This is a genomic window from Streptococcus sp. 20925_1_24, from assembly GCF_041432335.1.
Taxonomy (GTDB): Bacteria; Bacillota; Bacilli; order Lactobacillales; family Streptococcaceae; genus Streptococcus; species Streptococcus mitis_BM.
The window spans coordinates 59,430-75,205 of sequence record NZ_JAPVZM010000005.1 but is presented as its reverse complement, the minus strand read 5'-3'; the positions used below and the strand labels follow the sequence as shown (position 1 = coordinate 75,205).

At 40.4% G+C, this 15,776-nt stretch carries 19 protein-coding genes; 3 read left to right on the top strand and 16 right to left on the bottom strand.

What is annotated here, in order from left to right; genetic code table 11:
- Positions 1 to 111: 111 nt before the first annotated feature.
- Genes O3650_RS03920 through rpiA form a run of 4 tightly spaced genes read right to left on the bottom strand, consistent with a single transcriptional unit; the run spans position 112 to position 3,398 of the window.
- Entirely contained in the window at positions 112 to 921 is an 810-nt protein-coding gene (locus O3650_RS03920; RefSeq protein ID WP_153192473.1) for a purine-nucleoside phosphorylase, read from the bottom strand.
- Between the two features lie 14 nt (positions 922 to 935).
- The gene (locus tag O3650_RS03915; RefSeq protein WP_371491644.1) at positions 936 to 1,478 is read right to left on the bottom strand and encodes a DUF1697 domain-containing protein; all 543 of its coding nucleotides are present in this window, start codon (positions 1,476 to 1,478) and stop codon (positions 936 to 938) included.
- A 1-nt stretch (position 1,479) separates the two neighbouring features.
- Positions 1,480 to 2,691 (bottom strand): phosphopentomutase, encoded by a 1,212-nt coding sequence (locus O3650_RS03910; RefSeq protein ID WP_261024906.1) that lies wholly within the window; start codon positions 2,689 to 2,691, stop codon positions 1,480 to 1,482.
- A 23-nt stretch (positions 2,692 to 2,714) separates the two neighbouring features.
- Positions 2,715 to 3,398, bottom strand: coding sequence for a ribose-5-phosphate isomerase RpiA (rpiA, locus tag O3650_RS03905; protein ID WP_261024907.1), 684 nt, complete (start codon positions 3,396 to 3,398; stop codon positions 2,715 to 2,717).
- Between the two features lie 225 nt (positions 3,399 to 3,623).
- Between rpiA and O3650_RS03900 the strand changes: the two genes are divergently transcribed.
- Positions 3,624 to 3,809: a hypothetical protein gene (locus tag O3650_RS03900; protein ID WP_261083063.1), complete on the top strand. Its 186-nt coding sequence runs from the start codon at positions 3,624 to 3,626 to the stop codon at positions 3,807 to 3,809.
- A gap of 112 nt (positions 3,810 to 3,921) precedes the next feature.
- On the opposite strand, the gene trxB is transcribed toward O3650_RS03900, so the two are convergent.
- From trxB to O3650_RS03865, 7 genes are all read right to left on the bottom strand, one after another.
- The gene (gene trxB, locus O3650_RS03895; RefSeq protein WP_000272298.1) at positions 3,922 to 4,833 is read right to left on the bottom strand and encodes a thioredoxin-disulfide reductase; all 912 of its coding nucleotides are present in this window, start codon (positions 4,831 to 4,833) and stop codon (positions 3,922 to 3,924) included.
- 65 nt (positions 4,834 to 4,898) lie between these two features.
- The gene (locus tag O3650_RS03890; RefSeq protein ID WP_000926599.1) at positions 4,899 to 5,123 is read right to left on the bottom strand and encodes a DUF4059 family protein; all 225 of its coding nucleotides are present in this window, start codon (positions 5,121 to 5,123) and stop codon (positions 4,899 to 4,901) included.
- Between the two features lie 77 nt (positions 5,124 to 5,200).
- Positions 5,201 to 5,944, bottom strand: a complete 744-nt coding sequence (locus tag O3650_RS03885; protein ID WP_000590965.1) for an amino acid ABC transporter ATP-binding protein — start codon at positions 5,942 to 5,944, stop codon at positions 5,201 to 5,203.
- Entirely contained in the window at positions 5,944 to 6,744 is an 801-nt protein-coding gene (locus O3650_RS03880) for an amino acid ABC transporter permease (protein ID WP_001103449.1), read from the bottom strand. The genes O3650_RS03885 and O3650_RS03880 overlap by 1 nt, the downstream gene beginning before the upstream one ends.
- 156 nt (positions 6,745 to 6,900) lie before the next feature.
- Positions 6,901 to 7,257 (bottom strand): arsenate reductase family protein, encoded by a 357-nt coding sequence (locus O3650_RS03875; protein WP_000889093.1) that lies wholly within the window; start codon positions 7,255 to 7,257, stop codon positions 6,901 to 6,903.
- A gap of 12 nt (positions 7,258 to 7,269) precedes the next feature.
- On the bottom strand, positions 7,270 to 7,779 hold the full coding sequence (locus tag O3650_RS03870; protein ID WP_153192479.1) for a methylated-DNA--[protein]-cysteine S-methyltransferase: 510 nt from the start codon (positions 7,777 to 7,779) through the stop codon (positions 7,270 to 7,272).
- The gene (locus O3650_RS03865; protein ID WP_153192481.1) at positions 7,779 to 8,273 is read right to left on the bottom strand and encodes a GNAT family N-acetyltransferase; all 495 of its coding nucleotides are present in this window, start codon (positions 8,271 to 8,273) and stop codon (positions 7,779 to 7,781) included. The genes O3650_RS03870 and O3650_RS03865 overlap by 1 nt, the downstream gene beginning before the upstream one ends.
- A gap of 134 nt (positions 8,274 to 8,407) precedes the next feature.
- On the opposite strand from O3650_RS03865, the gene O3650_RS03860 reads away from it, so the two are divergent.
- Positions 8,408 to 8,854, top strand: a complete 447-nt coding sequence (locus O3650_RS03860) for a DUF1836 domain-containing protein (RefSeq protein ID WP_101782584.1) — start codon at positions 8,408 to 8,410, stop codon at positions 8,852 to 8,854.
- A complete protein-coding gene (locus O3650_RS03855) occupies positions 8,851 to 9,498 on the top strand; it encodes a hemolysin III family protein (RefSeq protein ID WP_101782583.1) in 648 nt (215 codons plus the stop codon). The genes O3650_RS03860 and O3650_RS03855 overlap by 4 nt, the downstream gene beginning before the upstream one ends.
- A 381-nt stretch (positions 9,499 to 9,879) precedes the next feature.
- On the opposite strand, the gene O3650_RS03850 is transcribed toward O3650_RS03855, so the two are convergent.
- The 5 genes from O3650_RS03850 to O3650_RS03830 form a co-directional block, all read right to left on the bottom strand.
- Positions 9,880 to 10,806, bottom strand: a complete 927-nt coding sequence (locus O3650_RS03850; protein ID WP_153192483.1) for an aldo/keto reductase family oxidoreductase — start codon at positions 10,804 to 10,806, stop codon at positions 9,880 to 9,882.
- A 74-nt stretch (positions 10,807 to 10,880) separates the two neighbouring features.
- Positions 10,881 to 11,696, bottom strand: coding sequence for a hypothetical protein (locus O3650_RS03845; RefSeq protein WP_153192485.1), 816 nt, complete (start codon positions 11,694 to 11,696; stop codon positions 10,881 to 10,883).
- Between the two features lie 3 nt (positions 11,697 to 11,699).
- Complete coding sequence (locus O3650_RS03840; protein WP_049495225.1) at positions 11,700 to 12,020, bottom strand: PadR family transcriptional regulator; 321 nt, start codon at positions 12,018 to 12,020, stop codon at positions 11,700 to 11,702.
- A gap of 374 nt (positions 12,021 to 12,394) precedes the next feature.
- A complete protein-coding gene (metG, locus tag O3650_RS03835) occupies positions 12,395 to 14,392 on the bottom strand; it encodes a methionine--tRNA ligase (protein WP_153192487.1) in 1,998 nt (665 codons plus the stop codon).
- A 123-nt stretch (positions 14,393 to 14,515) separates the two neighbouring features.
- Positions 14,516 to 15,775 (bottom strand): ABC transporter permease, encoded by a 1,260-nt coding sequence (locus tag O3650_RS03830; protein ID WP_153192489.1) that lies wholly within the window; start codon positions 15,773 to 15,775, stop codon positions 14,516 to 14,518.
- Between the last annotated feature and the right edge of the window lies 1 nt (position 15,776).

The following is a 15,776-nucleotide window of genomic DNA, read 5'->3' as shown; positions in this document are numbered from 1 at the left end:
GTAGTTGATTGGATTTTTGTTCATCTTTTAATCACAACAAACCCAATCTTCTCTACTAAAGGTGATAAGAACTAAAACCTTCATCTCTAGTCTGATTTCACCACTAATTTTTTACAATTCAGCAAGAATCGCTTTCAGCAAGCCTTTGAAGTCACCTTTGACACGTTCGGTTACTTCTACAACTTCTTCGTGGTTTAGTTCTTCTTGGAAACCAGCTGCAAAGTTAGTAATACATGAAATTCCTAGAACTTTCAAACCTGAGTGGGCTGCTACAATAACTTCAGGAACCGTAGACATACCGACTGCATCAGCTCCCAGTGTCTTATAAGCACGGATTTCTGCTGGTGTTTCATAAGTTGGACCAGTAACACCGATATAGACACCTTCATCAAGCTTGATACCAAGTTTTTTAGCCACTTCATGGGCAGTAGCACGGTATTCTGGTGTGTAGGCCTTAGACATATCTGGGAAACGTGGACCAAAGTCATCCAAGTTTTCACCTATCAATGGGTTTTGGCCTGTCATGTTGATATGGTCTGAGATAGCCATCAAAGTACCTGGCCCATATCCAATACCACCAGCAGCATTGGTTACAATGACACCTTCACATCCAAGAACTTTCATGACACGAACTGGGAAAGTCACGACTTCCAGAGGATTTCCTTCGTAGAAATGGAAGCGACCTTGAAGAGCCAAGACCTTGCGACCTGCAAGTTCACCATAAACCAATTTACCAGCGTGACCGACTACTGTAGAGCGGCCCCAGTTTGGAATCTCAGCATAGTCTACTACAACTGAATTTTCGATTTCTTCTGCCAATTCTCCAAGTCCTGATCCAAGGATTAGACCAAACTCAGGTGCTTGGATTCCCTTTTCTTTCAGGAAAGAAGCTGTTTCATTGATTTTGTCTAAAAATGTCATTGTGTGTCTCCTTATTATTTTTTAAGCATTTGACCGATTTTGTCAAAGGTTTTAGCATTGCGAATGGTAATGTGACGATAGAAAGGCATCTTGAGCAAGTACTTGTGATAGGCAGTTGCATAGTAGGATTCCTCAGAGAATTTCCCCCAGAAAATCCCAAATCTTCCAAAATGAACGACTTCATCTTCCAGTTCCAAACTGTTCACTTTCTCGATCACTTGATCCACATCCAAGCTCTCCGTGTAAAAGAGCACATCCTTTCGCGCCAAATCTTTGGTCCACCATTCAGGCAGATTTTCAAGTTCCGCTTCAAAGTCTTCATGACTCAGTAAAGAAAAGCTCTGAATAAATGGATAATGGACTGCAAAGAAAGTCTCTAATTTTTCAACCAATCGAGCTTTGGGTTCTGTCGAAGTAAAGAAAATGTTGCCACTGTTGATGTAGGTCTCAACCTTTTCCAGTCCCAACTCTGTCAATTCTTGACAAAGTTCCGCCATGACGATCTTATTTTTCCCACCGACATTAATGCCCCGAACAAGTAAAGCATATCGCGTCATCTTATACCAATTTATCTAAGAAACTTTCCCCAATCATGGCAGTTTCAACACCAAAGTTATCCGCAACTGTCGCTGAGATATCTGCAAAATGTCCAACTGGAATGACACCATTTCCCTTAAAGCTAGGGCTGTAAGCTAAAAGTGGAATATATTCACGAGTATGGTCAGTTCCAGCATAGGTTGGGTCATTTCCATGGTCAGCAGTAATCAAAAGAAGATCATTCTCTCTCATGGCAGCGATAATTTCAGGCAAGCGCTCATCGAACTCATGCAAGCAATCACGATAACCGTGAGCATTACGACGGTGGCCGTAAAGAGCATCAAAGTCAACTAAGTTTGTGAAGGAGAATCCTTTTTCAAACTCAGCAAGGCCCATGGTCTTCAATAGTGTATCAATTCCATGGCTGTTTGACTTGTTGTGGCCCATGTCATGGTTGATACCAGCACCGTTAAAGATATCATTGATTTTACCAACAGCGTAAGTATCGATACCTGCTTCATTCAATTTATCCAAAACAGTCGGTGCAAATGGAGAAACGGCTAAGTCACGACGGTTTGCTGTACGAGTGAAGTTACCTGGCTCACCAACATATGGACGGGCAATGATGCGACCTAGAAGGGCAGGGCGCTCAAGTGTAATTGAACGAGCGTATTCACAGATACGGTACAATTCATCCAAAGGAATAATATCTTCGTGGGCAGCAATTTGTAAAACAGGATCAGCTGAAGTATAGATAATCAACTCTCCAGTTTCCATTTGACGTGGTCCAAAATCATCGATAACAGCTGTACCTGAGTAAGGTTTGTTGGCTTCACGAATGACCTTGCGTCCTGAGAATTCTTCGATTTTTATCAAGATTTCTTCTGGGAATCCATTCCAGAAAGTATCGAAAGGTTCTGTAATGTTGAGTCCCATGATTTCCCAGTGCCCAGTCATCGTATCCTTACCAAGAGATACTTCTTCTAATTTTGTTGCATAACCTGTTGGATTGCTTTCAGCTTGTACAGTCTTAAGAGGAGTTTCGCGAGGAATATTTCCAAGACCGATTTTAGCCATGTTTGGCACATTCAAACCAACGGTTTTAGAAATGTGTCCCAGTGTGTCAGAAGCTCCATCTGGAACCCCTGCATTGACAAAGTTATTAGCATCTGGTGCAGCACCGATTCCTACAGAATCTAGTACCACCAAGTGAATACGATTAAATTTTGACATAGTGTATCTCCTTATTATTTTAGTTATCTTGCTTTTGTTGAAGTTAAAATCTGAACCCCGTCTCGTCCAGCAACGATGACCTTATCCACCATTTGGTTGAATAAGCCGTGCTCTACAACACCAACGATATGGTCCAATTCTTGCCCGAAGGCAATTGGATCTTCAATGACATCTAAGGCAAGGTCAATGATAAAATTCTGCATATCCGTCACAAAACGTTGGCCATCTTTTTCACGGAAACTTGGTTTGTAGCCAGCTCGCTCAAAACGACGAAAGACCTGTTCTGCGCCATACTGAACCACTTCTACTGGCAATTTAAAAGCACCTAGTTTCTCGACTAGCTTGCTTTCATCCACCACCCAAATGTATTCTTTTGAGGGCGTTGCAACAACCTTCTCCATTAGGAGGGCACCACCACCGCCTTTGATTCCATTAAACTGACTATCCACTTCATCCGCCCCATCAACCGTCACATCAACAACATCTACTTGGTCAATAGACTTGAGCGGGATATTAAGCCCTTCAGCCTGTTTACTGGTCACACTAGAAGTCGTTACAGCTGTAACCTGCAACCCCTCTTCCTTGATACGACGACCAATTTCTTCTACAAAATAGTAAGCAGTAGAACCCGTTCCCAGTCCGACAACCATCCCATCATTTACAAATTCAGCGGCCTTGATACCTGCCATTTTCTTCAGATTTTCCACTCAAACACCTCCATTAAAGAGCTATTTCTATTATACCATGTATCCGTTTTTATTTCATGGATACACTAGAAAAACCCGAACATTTTTATGTCCACCTTGTTTTGGTAGTTAGAATCTTAGTTATGAGAACTTGTAGATAAAAACAGGTTCTAGCCAAAAGCAGCAACAGTTGATTTTTTATCATAAAGATGGTTAAATAATTAAGTACAGAAAAGGAGAAATAGGATGAACCCATTAGATTTGTTTAACCAAGTAAAAGAATTAATCGGAACAAAAGATTTCGAAGCTGCTAAAACATTCGTTGCAGAAAATCAAGAACAACTTGGAGAATACTTCTCTCAAGCTCAGCAGTTGATTTCCGGTTCAGAAGGTCTAGATGGCCTCGTTAGCAAGATTAAAGGATTTTTCTAAAAATATAAGAGGCTGGCAAAACTCAATTTCAGTAGAAAATGAAATTAATTTTCCCACAATAAAACGCATAGTGTCAAATTTTTTGTAAATCTGATACTATGCGTTTTTATAATTAACTATGTTCGGTGATAAACTTGTAGGCTTCTTGACCAGCGATAGCTCCATCTCCAACTGCTGTTGTTACTTGGCGAAGGTCTTTCAAGCGAACATCTCCAACCGCAAAGATACCGTCAACTGCAGTTTTCATATGGTTATCTGTCACAATCCAACCAGCCTGATCTTGGATATTCAATTCTTTAACAAAATCACTAAGAGGGTCCAAGCCAACATAGATAAAGACGCCACCGAAGGCTTGTTCTGTCACTTGACCTGTTTTCACATTTTCAAATACGACAGATTCTACTCGGTTTTCACCCTTGATTTCCTTGACTACAGAATCCCAGATAAAGCTGATTTTCTCATTCGCAAAGGCGCGGTCTTGTAAAACCTTTTGAGCACGAAGTTGGTCACGACGGTGAACAATGGTAACAGTCTTGGCAAAACGAGTCAAGAAGAGGGCTTCTTCAACAGCTGAATCTCCACCACCAACTACCAACAAATCTTGGTCACGGAAGAAAGCACCATCACACACAGCACAGTAAGAAACACCACGACTGTTCAGTTCTTCTTCTCCAGGTACTCCCAAAGGACGGTGTTTAGAACCAGTTGCTACGATAACTGTACGTGTTTCATATGTTTGGTCATCGGTCATCACTTTCTTAAAATCACCATGGTCTTCGACATTTTCAACATAACCATAAATGTGCTCAACACCAAGATTTTCAAGCGGTTCAAACATCTTTTCTGCCAATTCTGGTCCACTGATATTAGCGTATCCTGGGTAATTTTCGATATCCGATGTATTGTTCATCTGACCACCTGGTAAACCACCTTCAATCAAGGCTACTTTCAGATTGCTTCGAGCAGCGTATAAGGCCGCAGTCATCCCTGCAGGTCCAGCACCAATAATAATAGTATCGTACATATAAATTCCTTCTTTCTTGTTGTAACTATCTTTATTCTAACTCTTTCTTGTTAATCATGCAAGGATTATGCCTTAAAAACAAGAATTAAACTCATAACCGCAAAGGATAATACTGGAACAACCAAGACCCCTATCATAATCATATCATAGAGATGGGCTTGGCGAGCCTTGGCTGTCTTATCCACTCCCGACATGGCTCTCAGTCCAATCCAAATCCCTAAAAAAATCAGGACGAGGATGGTGGTCAAGATCAAACTCTCGAAATATAAAGAAAATAGTTGCAGTAGCATGATTTCTCTCATTTCTATCTTTTTTAAAGAGTAAACTCAGCTAGTCCAGCTAACTGAGTTTTCCTTTATCTATTATATCAAATATAAGTCCGTTTGTAACTAGCGAAGAATTCTTTTGTCCGCTCTTCTTTAGGATGGTGGATAATCTCATCCGGTGTTCCAGACTCGATGATTTTCCCCTTATCTAAGAAGAGAATCTTATCAGCCACTTGGGCTACAAAGGACATGTCATGACTGACCAAAATCATGGTTTGACCTGACTTAGCAGCATCTGCAATAGACTTTTCTACTTCACCGACCAATTCTGGGTCAAGGGCTGAAGTTGGTTCGTCTAAGAGCAAAACATCTGGTTTCATAGCAAGAGCACGCGCTAGGGCAACCCGTTGCTTCTGTCCACCTGATAAATGGCGAGGATAATGGTTTTCACGATCAGAAAGCCCAACCTTAGCCAACTCTTCCTTGGCAATCTTAGTCGCTTCTTGATCAGACAATTTCTTGACAACAACCAAGCCTTCTTTCACATTATCAAGTGCTGTGCGGCGTTCAAACAAATTAAACTGTTGGAAAACCATAGACAGCTTGCGACGTAGGGCAAGGATTTCTTCTTGAGTGATTTTAGAAAAATCAACTGAGAAATCATCAATCTGAATCGAGCCACTGTCAGGTGTTTCAAGATAATTGAGACTACGAAGAAAAGTTGATTTCCCAGCTCCTGAAGAACCAATCAAGGCTACAACTTCCCCTTTTTGAATATCCAAGTCCAGATGATCCAAGACAGTCTGTCCTGAAAAGGATTTGCTTAAATTCGAAATCTTAATCATTAACGAAGGTCTCCTTTCACATCTGTTTGCACTGTATCGGGTGCAGAAATAGCCATTTTTCTCTCGATGAAACGACCGAGGCTTTCAATTCCAATATTGACTACCCAATAAACAAGGGCAACGGAGATGAAGCGTTCAAAATAACGATAATCGGCACCACCCAAAATCTGAGCTTGGGCAAAGACTTCCACAACACCCGCACTGAAGGCTAGAGAAGTTCCCTTGGTCAAGCCGATTAATGAGTTAATCAATGTTGGAGTCGCAACAACTGCTGCATTTGGAATAATCACTCGTCGATAAACTTGCGCTCGGGTCATACCCAGACTGCGTGCCGCCTCAATCTCACCAGGATTAACTGAGAGAATTGCCGCACGAATGGTTTCACTAGCATAAGCTGCCTCATTAAAAGCAAAGGCGACAATCGCAAAAGCTGCAGCCGGAATAGCATTGATATTGAGACCAGTACCCCATTGCTGATTGAGAGCTTTCAAAGCCAAAGGAATTCCGTAGTAGGTCAACATGAGTTGCACTAAAATCGGTGTCCCTTTTAAGAAACTAACAAAGAAGGCCTGCAAGGGATATAAAATTTTGACACGATTGATTTTCACAATGGCAAAAAGAAGTGCCAAAACCAAGCCAAAAAGGGCACCACCAATTGTCAACATAATCGTTGTTGGAAGTTGTTGGACAATTCTTGGAATTCCATCAAAGACCGAACGCAGGCTAAACAGCTTGCCATCCGGAATCAATTGCATCAAGTTTTGGTACCAATCTGATGCTAAAATCGTTGTAACATTCATAAAAACATCCTCTCCTGATAATGATTCATTCTACCATACTTCTGCCGTCAATGAAATTATTTGCTACGGTCAGATACAGACTTTTCTACCTACTAGTTTATCATACTTTGAAACAGGGAGGTTATATATTTTATCTATCAAAGAGATAGATAAAAACTATTTCAATCCCAATTCTTCATAAGATTTTCGATAACCGATTTGCTTAACAGTTCCATTTTCTACTAAAATGGGCCGTTTTAACAACATTCCATCGCTTGCTAGCAACTCAGCCGCTTCTTGGTTTGACAGACTTCCTACCTTATCTTTCAGCCCCAATTCACGGTATTTGATTCCACTGGTGTTAAAAAATTGCTTCAACTCGAAACCTGAGGTTTCTAGCCAGTTTAAAATGACTTCTTGGCTAGGTGTTTCTTCGACGATATGAACGGCTTTATAGTCCACACCAAGTTGGTTTAATTCTTGTTTTGCTTTTTTACAAGTTGAACATTTTGGATATTCGATAAATTCTAACATGTCTTTCACTTTCTATTTTATATCTTTAAAATCTGCGCCTTCATGCTCCAAGAGCCAAGCTTTCTTTTCCACTCCTGCGGCATAACCAGTCAGACGCTTGCCAGCTCCCAGCACACGATGACAAGGTACTAGGATAGACCAAGGATTCCGCCCCACTGCTCCACCAATTGCTTGAGCAGAAGCCACTTGCAAATCTTGTGCTATTTGCCCATAGGTCACTGTCTGACCATAAGGAATTCCCTGTAAATAGGACCAAACTCTCTTTTCAAAATCCGTTCCGATTGGAGCCAAGGGCAAGTTGGATAAATCCTGAGACTTACCTTTAAAGTAAGCATCTAAGCAAGTGATAACTGGGGTTAAAATGGGATGACTAACAACTGCTTCTATCGTCTCATCTCCTAATCCCCTCTCAAAATGTTTCTGGTCCTGCATCCAAATGCCATACAGATATTGCTCGTCAGCAACCAAAGACAAGGTTCCTATTGGCGAAGAGTAGATCATTTTTGCGTACTTCTTTTGCATTATTTCTTCAATTTTTGATAGGCCAAACGTTCCCCATCAACCGGCACCTTTCCAACCCGTTTAAAACCAAGTTTTTCAAAAATATGTTGCATAACCTTATTTTCAGCATGCGTATCTGAGCGAAAATCTAGATAGTCAAAACCTTCAATCAAACCCTCTAAGAAGGTTTGAGCAATTCCTTGTCCCTGGACATCTACAGCCACAGCAATACGGTGAAAGACTAGGTACTCTGACTCTCCAGCTTGCCATTTTCCTTCATAAATGGATTCATAGGCCTCCTCTGGACTCTTGGTCACAGCTGCATAAGCTAGTAGTTCTCCATCTTCCAATGCTACATAGGCTTGACCTGAGATAATATCCTCAATAATAATATCAGCATTTGGATAACCATTTTGCCACTGGTCACTACCAGCATCCGCTAAACATTTTTTAGCATCTTCCATCACCTGCATGATGGCATCTACTTCATTTGGAAAAGCTAAACGAATCTCCATCTTTTCTCCTCATTTCTGACTAGTTTCTCCCATCATAGCATAATTTAAGTCTTTCTACAAGCAGTTAAAACTTGACTTTCTGTTTTTGTTATTTTATAATCTAGTTATTAAAACTAGATAAAAAGGAGTTGGAAATGAAAACTACCTTTTCCTACCCAAAATGGGCAGAAATTCCAAACATTGACCTCTATCTAGACCAGGTTTTACTCTATGTCAATCAGGTCTGCGCCCCTATCTCTCCTGATAAAGACAAGGGCCTGACAGCATCTATGGTTAATAATTATGTGAAACATGGTTACCTGACAAAGCCTGACAAGAAAAAATACCAACGCCAACAGATTGCCCGTCTGATTGCTATCACAACCCTAAAGTCTGTCTTTTCAATCCAAGAAATCGCTCAGACACTGAATACTCTCCAAACTCAAGCAAGTTCAGACCAACTCTACGATGCTTTTGTGGACTACATGAACCAAGGAATTGACCCAGCTAACCCCATTATCCAAACCAGCTGCAAAACCGTTAAACTCTATCATCAAACTCTAGCCTTAATCGATCATACTCAAGAGGAGGTAATCAAATGAACACTAGTCTTAAACTCAGCAAACAACTCAGTTTTGGAGAGGAGATTGCTAATAGCGTGACCCATGCCGTAGGTTCAATCATCATGCTCATCTTACTGCCTATTTCATCCACCTATAGTTATGAGGCACACGGATTTTTATCATCTATCGGCGTTTCCATTTTCGTTATTAGTCTCTTTCTCATGTTCCTCTCATCCACCATTTATCACTCTATGGCCTATGGTTCAACCCACAAATATGTCTTGAGAATTATTGACCATTCTATGATTTATGTTGCCATTGCTGGCTCTTATACACCTGTCGTACTGACTTTGATGAATAACTGGTTTGGCTATCTAATTATTGTCATTCAATGGGGAACGACCATCTTTGGTATTCTCTATAAAATCTTTGCTAAAAAGGTCAATGAGAAATTCAGCCTTGCTCTTTACCTGATTATGGGCTGGTTGGTTCTGGCTATCATTCCTGCCATTATCAGTCAAACAACGCCAATTTTCTGGAGTCTCATGGTAACTGGCGGACTCTGTTATACAGTTGGGGCTGGATTTTACGCCAAGAAAAAACCTTATTTCCACATGATTTGGCATCTCTTTATCCTAGCAGCATCTGCCCTCCAGTACATTGCCATTGTTTATTTCATGTAAAAATAGGTTAGGAGAAAAAATCCTAACCTATTTTTTATTCTCTATGATGTTTTATACCCAATCAAAAAAAGTACTCTAGTCCATTTTATAGTACCTACTAGCGTGCCGTCAATTATGGGATACTGCTTCCCTGATAGTATGTAAATCAGAATAGTTATACTCTTCGAAAATCTCTTCAAACCACGTCAGCGTCGCCTTACCGTACTCAAGTACACCCTGTGGCTAGCTTCCTAGTTTGCTTTTTGATTTTCATTGAGTATTAAATCATAATCATCCGTTAATGAACCGTACCTAACGAATCAAGACAGACAAATGGTCACATAACAAAAAAAACGTTTTGCAACGTTTTTTTGACTGTAATTTCTTTAAATGCATTTTTGCCTAAGGTAAATTATTCCCTGCTGCAAGATAAATTTCATACCATTCTTTTCTTGTTAAGCTAAAGTTTGCCGCTTGGCTAACTTCTCTCAAGTGCTTAGGATTTGTTGTTCCTACCACTGCCTGCATTTTTGCTGGATAACGCAATATCCAAGAAATGGCAATAGTTGAAGAGGTTACTCCATATTTAATAGCTAAACGATCAAGTACTTGATTTAAAGCTTGAAATTTCTCATTTCCAACAAAATTCCCTTTAAAATACCCAAATTGTAAGACAGACCATGCTTGAATGACCACATCGTGTAATTTGCAATATTCAAAAATGCTGCCATCTCGCATAGCTGCTTGACTATCTTCCATATTAACATGAAAACCTGATTCGAATCCTGGAGTAAAAGCCGCACTCAATTGTAACTGATTAACAGCTAACGGCTGCTTGACATCTTTTTTAAGCAACTCCATCATCATAGGATTTTGATTAGAAACTCCAAAATCTCGAACCTTACCTTGTTTATAAAGAAGATCAAAGGCTTCTGCTACTTGGTCAGACTCCATCAAAGCATCTGGTCGATGAAGGAGCAAGCTATCTAGATGATCAATCTTCAATCTTTGCAAAATTCCGTCTACTGATTTTATAATATAGTTCTTAGAAAAATCAAAATAGGTAAATTCTTCAATGCGAATGCCACATTTTGACTGAATCCACATTTCTTCTCTTAAATCTGGACGATTTTTTAGGACGAGACCTAACAGTTCTTCACAACGACCACGACCATAAATATCAGCCAAGTCAAAAGCATTGATTCCAACAGAAAGTGCTGTTTCTACAAGCTCTTCAACTTCTTTTACAGACTTATCTTCTATTCTCATCATTCCGAGAACAATTTCTGATAATTCTTTGTCATCTTGACCAAGAGTTATGTACCTCATCAAATTTTTCTCCTTTAATTTCTAACATTCTTCCCTTCATTATAACAAAAAACCGCTTTGCAACGGCTTTTTGACTATATTTCACTCCATTTTATCTTCTTAAACCCACGGAAAAAGAGAAAGATACCAATAAAGAGAACAGCTAAAGGAATAATCTTTGTAAGAAAAACATTTGAAATTCCCATCCACTCATAGTAACGGAGCAGAGAACCTACAATAAGCTGGGCAACAATCATACTGTTAAAGGGACGAAAAAAATCTTCTTTCCAATTCCAAATACTGATGACTAGAGAAAGCGTAAAAACAAGGAAACTATCCCAGGGAGCAGGAAGATAAAATGCTCCTTCTTGTACAAAACTTCCTATTCCTACATATCCCAGAACAACTAGCAGAACAAGAATCCCAACGACAATATAGGTGCCAATTTTCATTTTAGGAGAATCTTGAACTAAGCCCCAACGTAAGATTGTGGCCACAAGTCCAAATCCAATCAGAAAAATAAGAAGTTGCCCTAAAAATGTAAGCAAATTGACTGTTAAGAGAGGACCTTTAGAAAAATCACTTAGTAGCTGATAATAACGTAATACCGCTAAGACAAGAATTGGCGTCAAAAGGGACTCCTTGATAGAACTGCGAGGTACTTCCCTGAGCATCTCTTTCATTAATTTTTTAGGATTCTTACCTAGATACTCCTCTGCACTCATGCCATCTCGTTCTGCTTCTGAGAAATCTAACATCATCAAATAAATCTGCTCTCTGAGATAGTCCTCATCATAGAGAAATCCAGCAAGATTAAAACTATCCCACAGCTCCTCAAAATACTGCTGATTCTCCTCAGAAAACTCATGCAACAAAGCGCTTGTTTCTTCGTAATACTTCATTTTCTTCATGGTTTAACCCCCATTCTTAATTCCTTCTACTTTTTGACTCAAATCGTCCCATTGTTGCCAAAAGACCGAGACACGCTCTTCTCCTTCTTTGGTTAACGAAAAATACTTCCGATCTGGACCATCTGGCGACGGGCGCATGTCGCCTCTTATCCATTGATTTTTTTCTAACTTTTGCAACAAAGGATAAATAGTTCCTGGAACGATAGTGTCAAATCCAGCATCTCGCAAAGTTTGAACCAACTCATAACCATACCGCTCTTTTTGACCAATCATATCCAAGACACAACCTTCAAGAACACCTTTTAATAGTTGAGTTTCTTTCATCCCTTCTCCCTTCTAATCTATTTTGTAATACCTACTAGTAGCTTCATCTATAATATACCACTTTCACACTAGTTTGTAAAGCATAATAGTTAATGCTCTTCGAAAATCTCTTCAAACCACGTCAGCATCGCCTTACCGTATGTATGGTTACTGACTTCGTCAGTTCTATCCCCAACCTCAAAACAGTGTTTTGAGCTGACTTCGTCAGTTCTATCCACAACCTCAAAACAGTGTTTTGAGCTGACTTTGTCAGTTTCATCTACAACCTCAAAGCAGTGCTTTGAGCAACCTGCGGCTAGCTTCCTAGTTTACTCTTTGATTTTCATTGAGTGTAAATAAAAAACAGAACTAGCATGAACTAGTCCTGTCTATTTTTACCCAATCACACTTCCGTTTGGTACAGCTGGATCAACTGTAAGAAGGGTTAATTGTCCATCATGTTCAGCTGATAGGATCATACCTTGGCTGACATATTTCTTCATCATTTTACGAGGTTTGAGGTTAGCAACAATTTGGACTTTCTTGCCGACCAATTCTTGTTCATTTGGATAGTATTTTGCAATTCCTGAAAGAATTTGACGATCTTCACCATCACCAGCATCCAAGCGGAATTGAAGTAACTTATCTGAACCTTCCACTTTGGAAACTTCTTTGACTTCTGCAACACGGATTTCAACCTTATCAAAGTCTTCAAACTTGATTTCTTCCTTGTTTAGTTTGAGTTCAACTTCATCTGGATTCCATTCTTTCTCGACTGCTGGTTTGTTACCTTCCATTTGTTCCTTGATATAGGCGATTTCTTCTTCCATATCCAGACGGGGGAAGATTGGTGTCCCTTTGGAAACTACAGTTACACCTGCAGGGAAGTCAGCCAAGCTCAAGTTCTCAAGGCTAGCAACTTCTGCTAAACCAAGTTGAGTCAAAACTGCACGACTGGTTTCCATCATAAATGGCTCAATCAAGTGTGCTACGACGCGAAGGCTAGCTGCCAAGTGGCTCATGACACTTGCTAATTGGTCACGAAGTGCTTCATCCTTGGCCAAGACCCATGGTGCGGTCTCATCGATGTATTTATTAGTACGTGAAATAAGAGTCCATACTGCTTCTAGGGCACGTGGGTAGTCAACTGCTTCCATGTGAGTGTGGTAGTCAGCGATTGATTCAGCAGCTACTTGAGCAAGAGCATTGTCAAACTCTGTTACACCCTCTACATAGGCAGGGACTTGCCCGTCAAAGTATTTATTAATCATAGAAACCGTACGATTAAGGAGGTTCCCAAGGTCATTGGCCAATTCGTAGTTGATACGGCCTACATAGTCTTCTGGAGTGAAGGTTCCATCTGAACCAACTGGAAGGCTACGCATGAGGTAGTAACGAAGTGGATCTAGTCCATAACGCTCTACCAACATTTCAGGGTAAACGACATTCCCTTTAGATTTAGACATTTTGCCGTCTTTCATGACGAACCAACCGTGAGCAATCAAACGATCTGGCAATTTGATATCTAACATCATAAGAAGGATTGGCCAGTAGATTGAGTGGAAACGAAGGATGTCTTTTCCTACCATGTGGAAGACTGTTCCATTCCAGAATTTGTCAAAGTTACCATGTTCATCTTGACCGTAGCCAAGAGCTGTCGCATAGTTAAGAAGGGCATCAATCCAAACATAGACAACGTGTTTTGGATTAGATGGCACTGGCACACCCCATGTAAAGGTTGTACGAGAAACTGCCAAATCTTCCAAACCTGGCTCGATGAAGTTGCGAAGCATTTCATTCAGACGACCATCTGGAGTGATAAATTCAGGATGAGCTTTGAAAAATTCGACCAAGCGGTCTTGGTATTTGCTGAGGCGAAGGAAGTAAGATTCTTCTGAAACCCATTCAACCTCATGACCTGATGGAGCGATACCACCAGTCACATTTCCAGCTTCATCACGGAATACTTCTGCAAGCTGACTTTCTGTAAAGAATTCCTCATCTGAGACTGAATACCAGCCAGAATATTCACCCAAGTAGATGTCATCTTGAGCAAGTATGCGCTCAAAGACTTGTGCGACAACTTTTTCATGGTAATCATCCGTTGTACGGATGAATTTATCGTATGAGATATCTAGTAATTGCCAGAGTTCTTTGACTCCAACTGCCATTCCGTCAACATAGGCTTGAGGTGTAATGCCAGCTTCTTCTGCTTTTTGTTGAATCTTTTGACCATGTTCATCAAGACCTGTCAGATAAAAAACATCGTAACCCATCAGGCGTTTGTAACGTGCTAGGACATCACAAGCAATGGTTGTGTAGGCAGATCCGATATGAAGTTTACCAGATGGATAGTAAATTGGCGTTGTAATATAAAAATTCTTTTCAGACATAATTTTTCCTTTCCAGGCAAATGAAACCTGTTTTTCTAACACTTCATTATATCACATTTTTAATGATTTTCGATAGAGAAATCCATACAAAAACAAGATAGACGAGTGTCCATCTTGTTTATTCTATTCATAACGAAGGGCTTCAATTGGATCAAGTTTCGATGCCTTGTTGGCTGGTAAAACTCCAAAAATCATACCCACGCTAGCCGAAACTGCAAGACTAAATAGGGCAACTGGGATTGATACTCCCACTTCTATACCCGCTATCAATCCTTGCAAAAGTAGACCAGCTATAGCTGTTAAGCCTGTCGCAATGGTTAGACCAATAACTCCACCAAGCAAGGTCAAAATCATGGATTCAATCAAAAACTGGATTAAAATATTGGCACGTGTCGCACCCAAAGCCTTACGGAGACCAATCTCACGAGTACGCTCTGTCACCGAAACCAGCATGATGTTCATAACACCAGTCCCCCCAACAAAAAGGGAAATTCCTGCAATGGCACTAATAATCGTAGTTATAAAGCCGAACAATTGTTGTACTTCTTGGAAGGCTGCAGTCGCATCTGCCACCTGATACTCCCCTTGCTGAATACCAGCAATTTCGGTCAATTTTCTAGCTAATTCTGGTCCCACAGTTGGTGTCAAATTGGTATCATTGACACGGAAGACAATATCAGAAATCTCATCCATATTGAAGTTGTTGGCAAGAGAAATATTAGTCGTAATCGGAAGTCCACCAATACCAAAAGTCTTGGCAGTCTTGGCCTCATCGCTGGTATAGACACCAATGACACGATAGCTAAAGCCACCAACATCTATAACCTGGTTAACAGCTTCTTGAGCAGATCCAAACAGACTATTAGCAAGTTCTTGGTCTAGTAAAATGACACTGGCCACATCTTTATAATCCTGAGCTATAAGACTTCGGCCTGCAACAATTTCATTTTCAACCGCCTTCATGTAGGTAATATTCCCACCCGTCAAGCTAGCGCGCTCCACTTTTTTATCTTTATAAGATAAGGTGGTATTCGTTGAGTTGGTTACATAGTAACTATCTACCCCCTTCAGTTTAGCCGCCTCCCTGACCCAAGACTCTTGTGGTTTTGGTGGTTCAACAGGAACTTCCTCTTCTTTCCCAGAAACTGTCAAAGCCGATTGTTTTTGGGTAAAAGAACCGTCTTTACTTTTAATAGGCGAGAAAAAGACATGAATATTCTTCTGTGACTTGGTCATGTTTTTATTGACCTGACGAGACATGGAATCCCCCAGAGCCATAATCACAACAACTGATGAAACACCAATGATAATCCCAATCATAGTAAGAAAAGAGCGCATCTTGTGGGCCATGATAGATGAAAAGGCAAATTTCAGATTCTGCATC

Coding starts and splice junctions, on each gene's coding strand:
- O3650_RS03860 (WP_101782584.1), top strand. CDS start 8,408: ATGAAAACTACCTTTTCCTACCCAAAATGGGCAGAAATTCCAAACATT.
- O3650_RS03865 (WP_153192481.1), bottom strand. CDS start 8,273: ATGGAGATTCGTTTAGCTTTTCCAAATGAAGTAGATGCCATCATGCAG.
- O3650_RS03885 (WP_000590965.1), bottom strand. CDS start 5,944: ATGATTAAGATTTCGAATTTAAGCAAATCCTTTTCAGGACAGACTGTC.
- O3650_RS03920 (WP_153192473.1), bottom strand. CDS start 921: ATGACATTTTTAGACAAAATCAATGAAACAGCTTCTTTCCTGAAAGAA.
- O3650_RS03900 (WP_261083063.1), top strand. CDS start 3,624: ATGAACCCATTAGATTTGTTTAACCAAGTAAAAGAATTAATCGGAACA.
- O3650_RS03875 (WP_000889093.1), bottom strand. CDS start 7,257: ATGTTAGAATTTATCGAATATCCAAAATGTTCAACTTGTAAAAAAGCA.
- O3650_RS03845 (WP_153192485.1), bottom strand. CDS start 11,696: ATGAAGAAAATGAAGTATTACGAAGAAACAAGCGCTTTGTTGCATGAG.
- O3650_RS03870 (WP_153192479.1), bottom strand. CDS start 7,779: ATGCAAAAGAAGTACGCAAAAATGATCTACTCTTCGCCAATAGGAACC.
- trxB (WP_000272298.1), bottom strand. CDS start 4,833: ATGTACGATACTATTATTATTGGTGCTGGACCTGCAGGGATGACTGCG.
- O3650_RS03880 (WP_001103449.1), bottom strand. CDS start 6,744: ATGAATGTTACAACGATTTTAGCATCAGATTGGTACCAAAACTTGATG.
- O3650_RS03850 (WP_153192483.1), bottom strand. CDS start 10,806: ATGAGGTACATAACTCTTGGTCAAGATGACAAAGAATTATCAGAAATT.
- O3650_RS03840 (WP_049495225.1), bottom strand. CDS start 12,020: ATGAAAGAAACTCAACTATTAAAAGGTGTTCTTGAAGGTTGTGTCTTG.
- O3650_RS03890 (WP_000926599.1), bottom strand. CDS start 5,123: ATGCTACTGCAACTATTTTCTTTATATTTCGAGAGTTTGATCTTGACC.
- O3650_RS03910 (WP_261024906.1), bottom strand. CDS start 2,691: ATGTCAAAATTTAATCGTATTCACTTGGTGGTACTAGATTCTGTAGGA.
- O3650_RS03830 (WP_153192489.1), bottom strand. CDS start 15,775: ATGCAGAATCTGAAATTTGCCTTTTCATCTATCATGGCCCACAAGATG.
- metG (WP_153192487.1), bottom strand. CDS start 14,392: ATGTCTGAAAAGAATTTTTATATTACAACGCCAATTTACTATCCATCT.
- O3650_RS03915 (WP_371491644.1), bottom strand. CDS start 1,478: ATGACGCGATATGCTTTACTTGTTCGGGGCATTAATGTCGGTGGGAAA.
- O3650_RS03855 (WP_101782583.1), top strand. CDS start 8,851: ATGAACACTAGTCTTAAACTCAGCAAACAACTCAGTTTTGGAGAGGAG.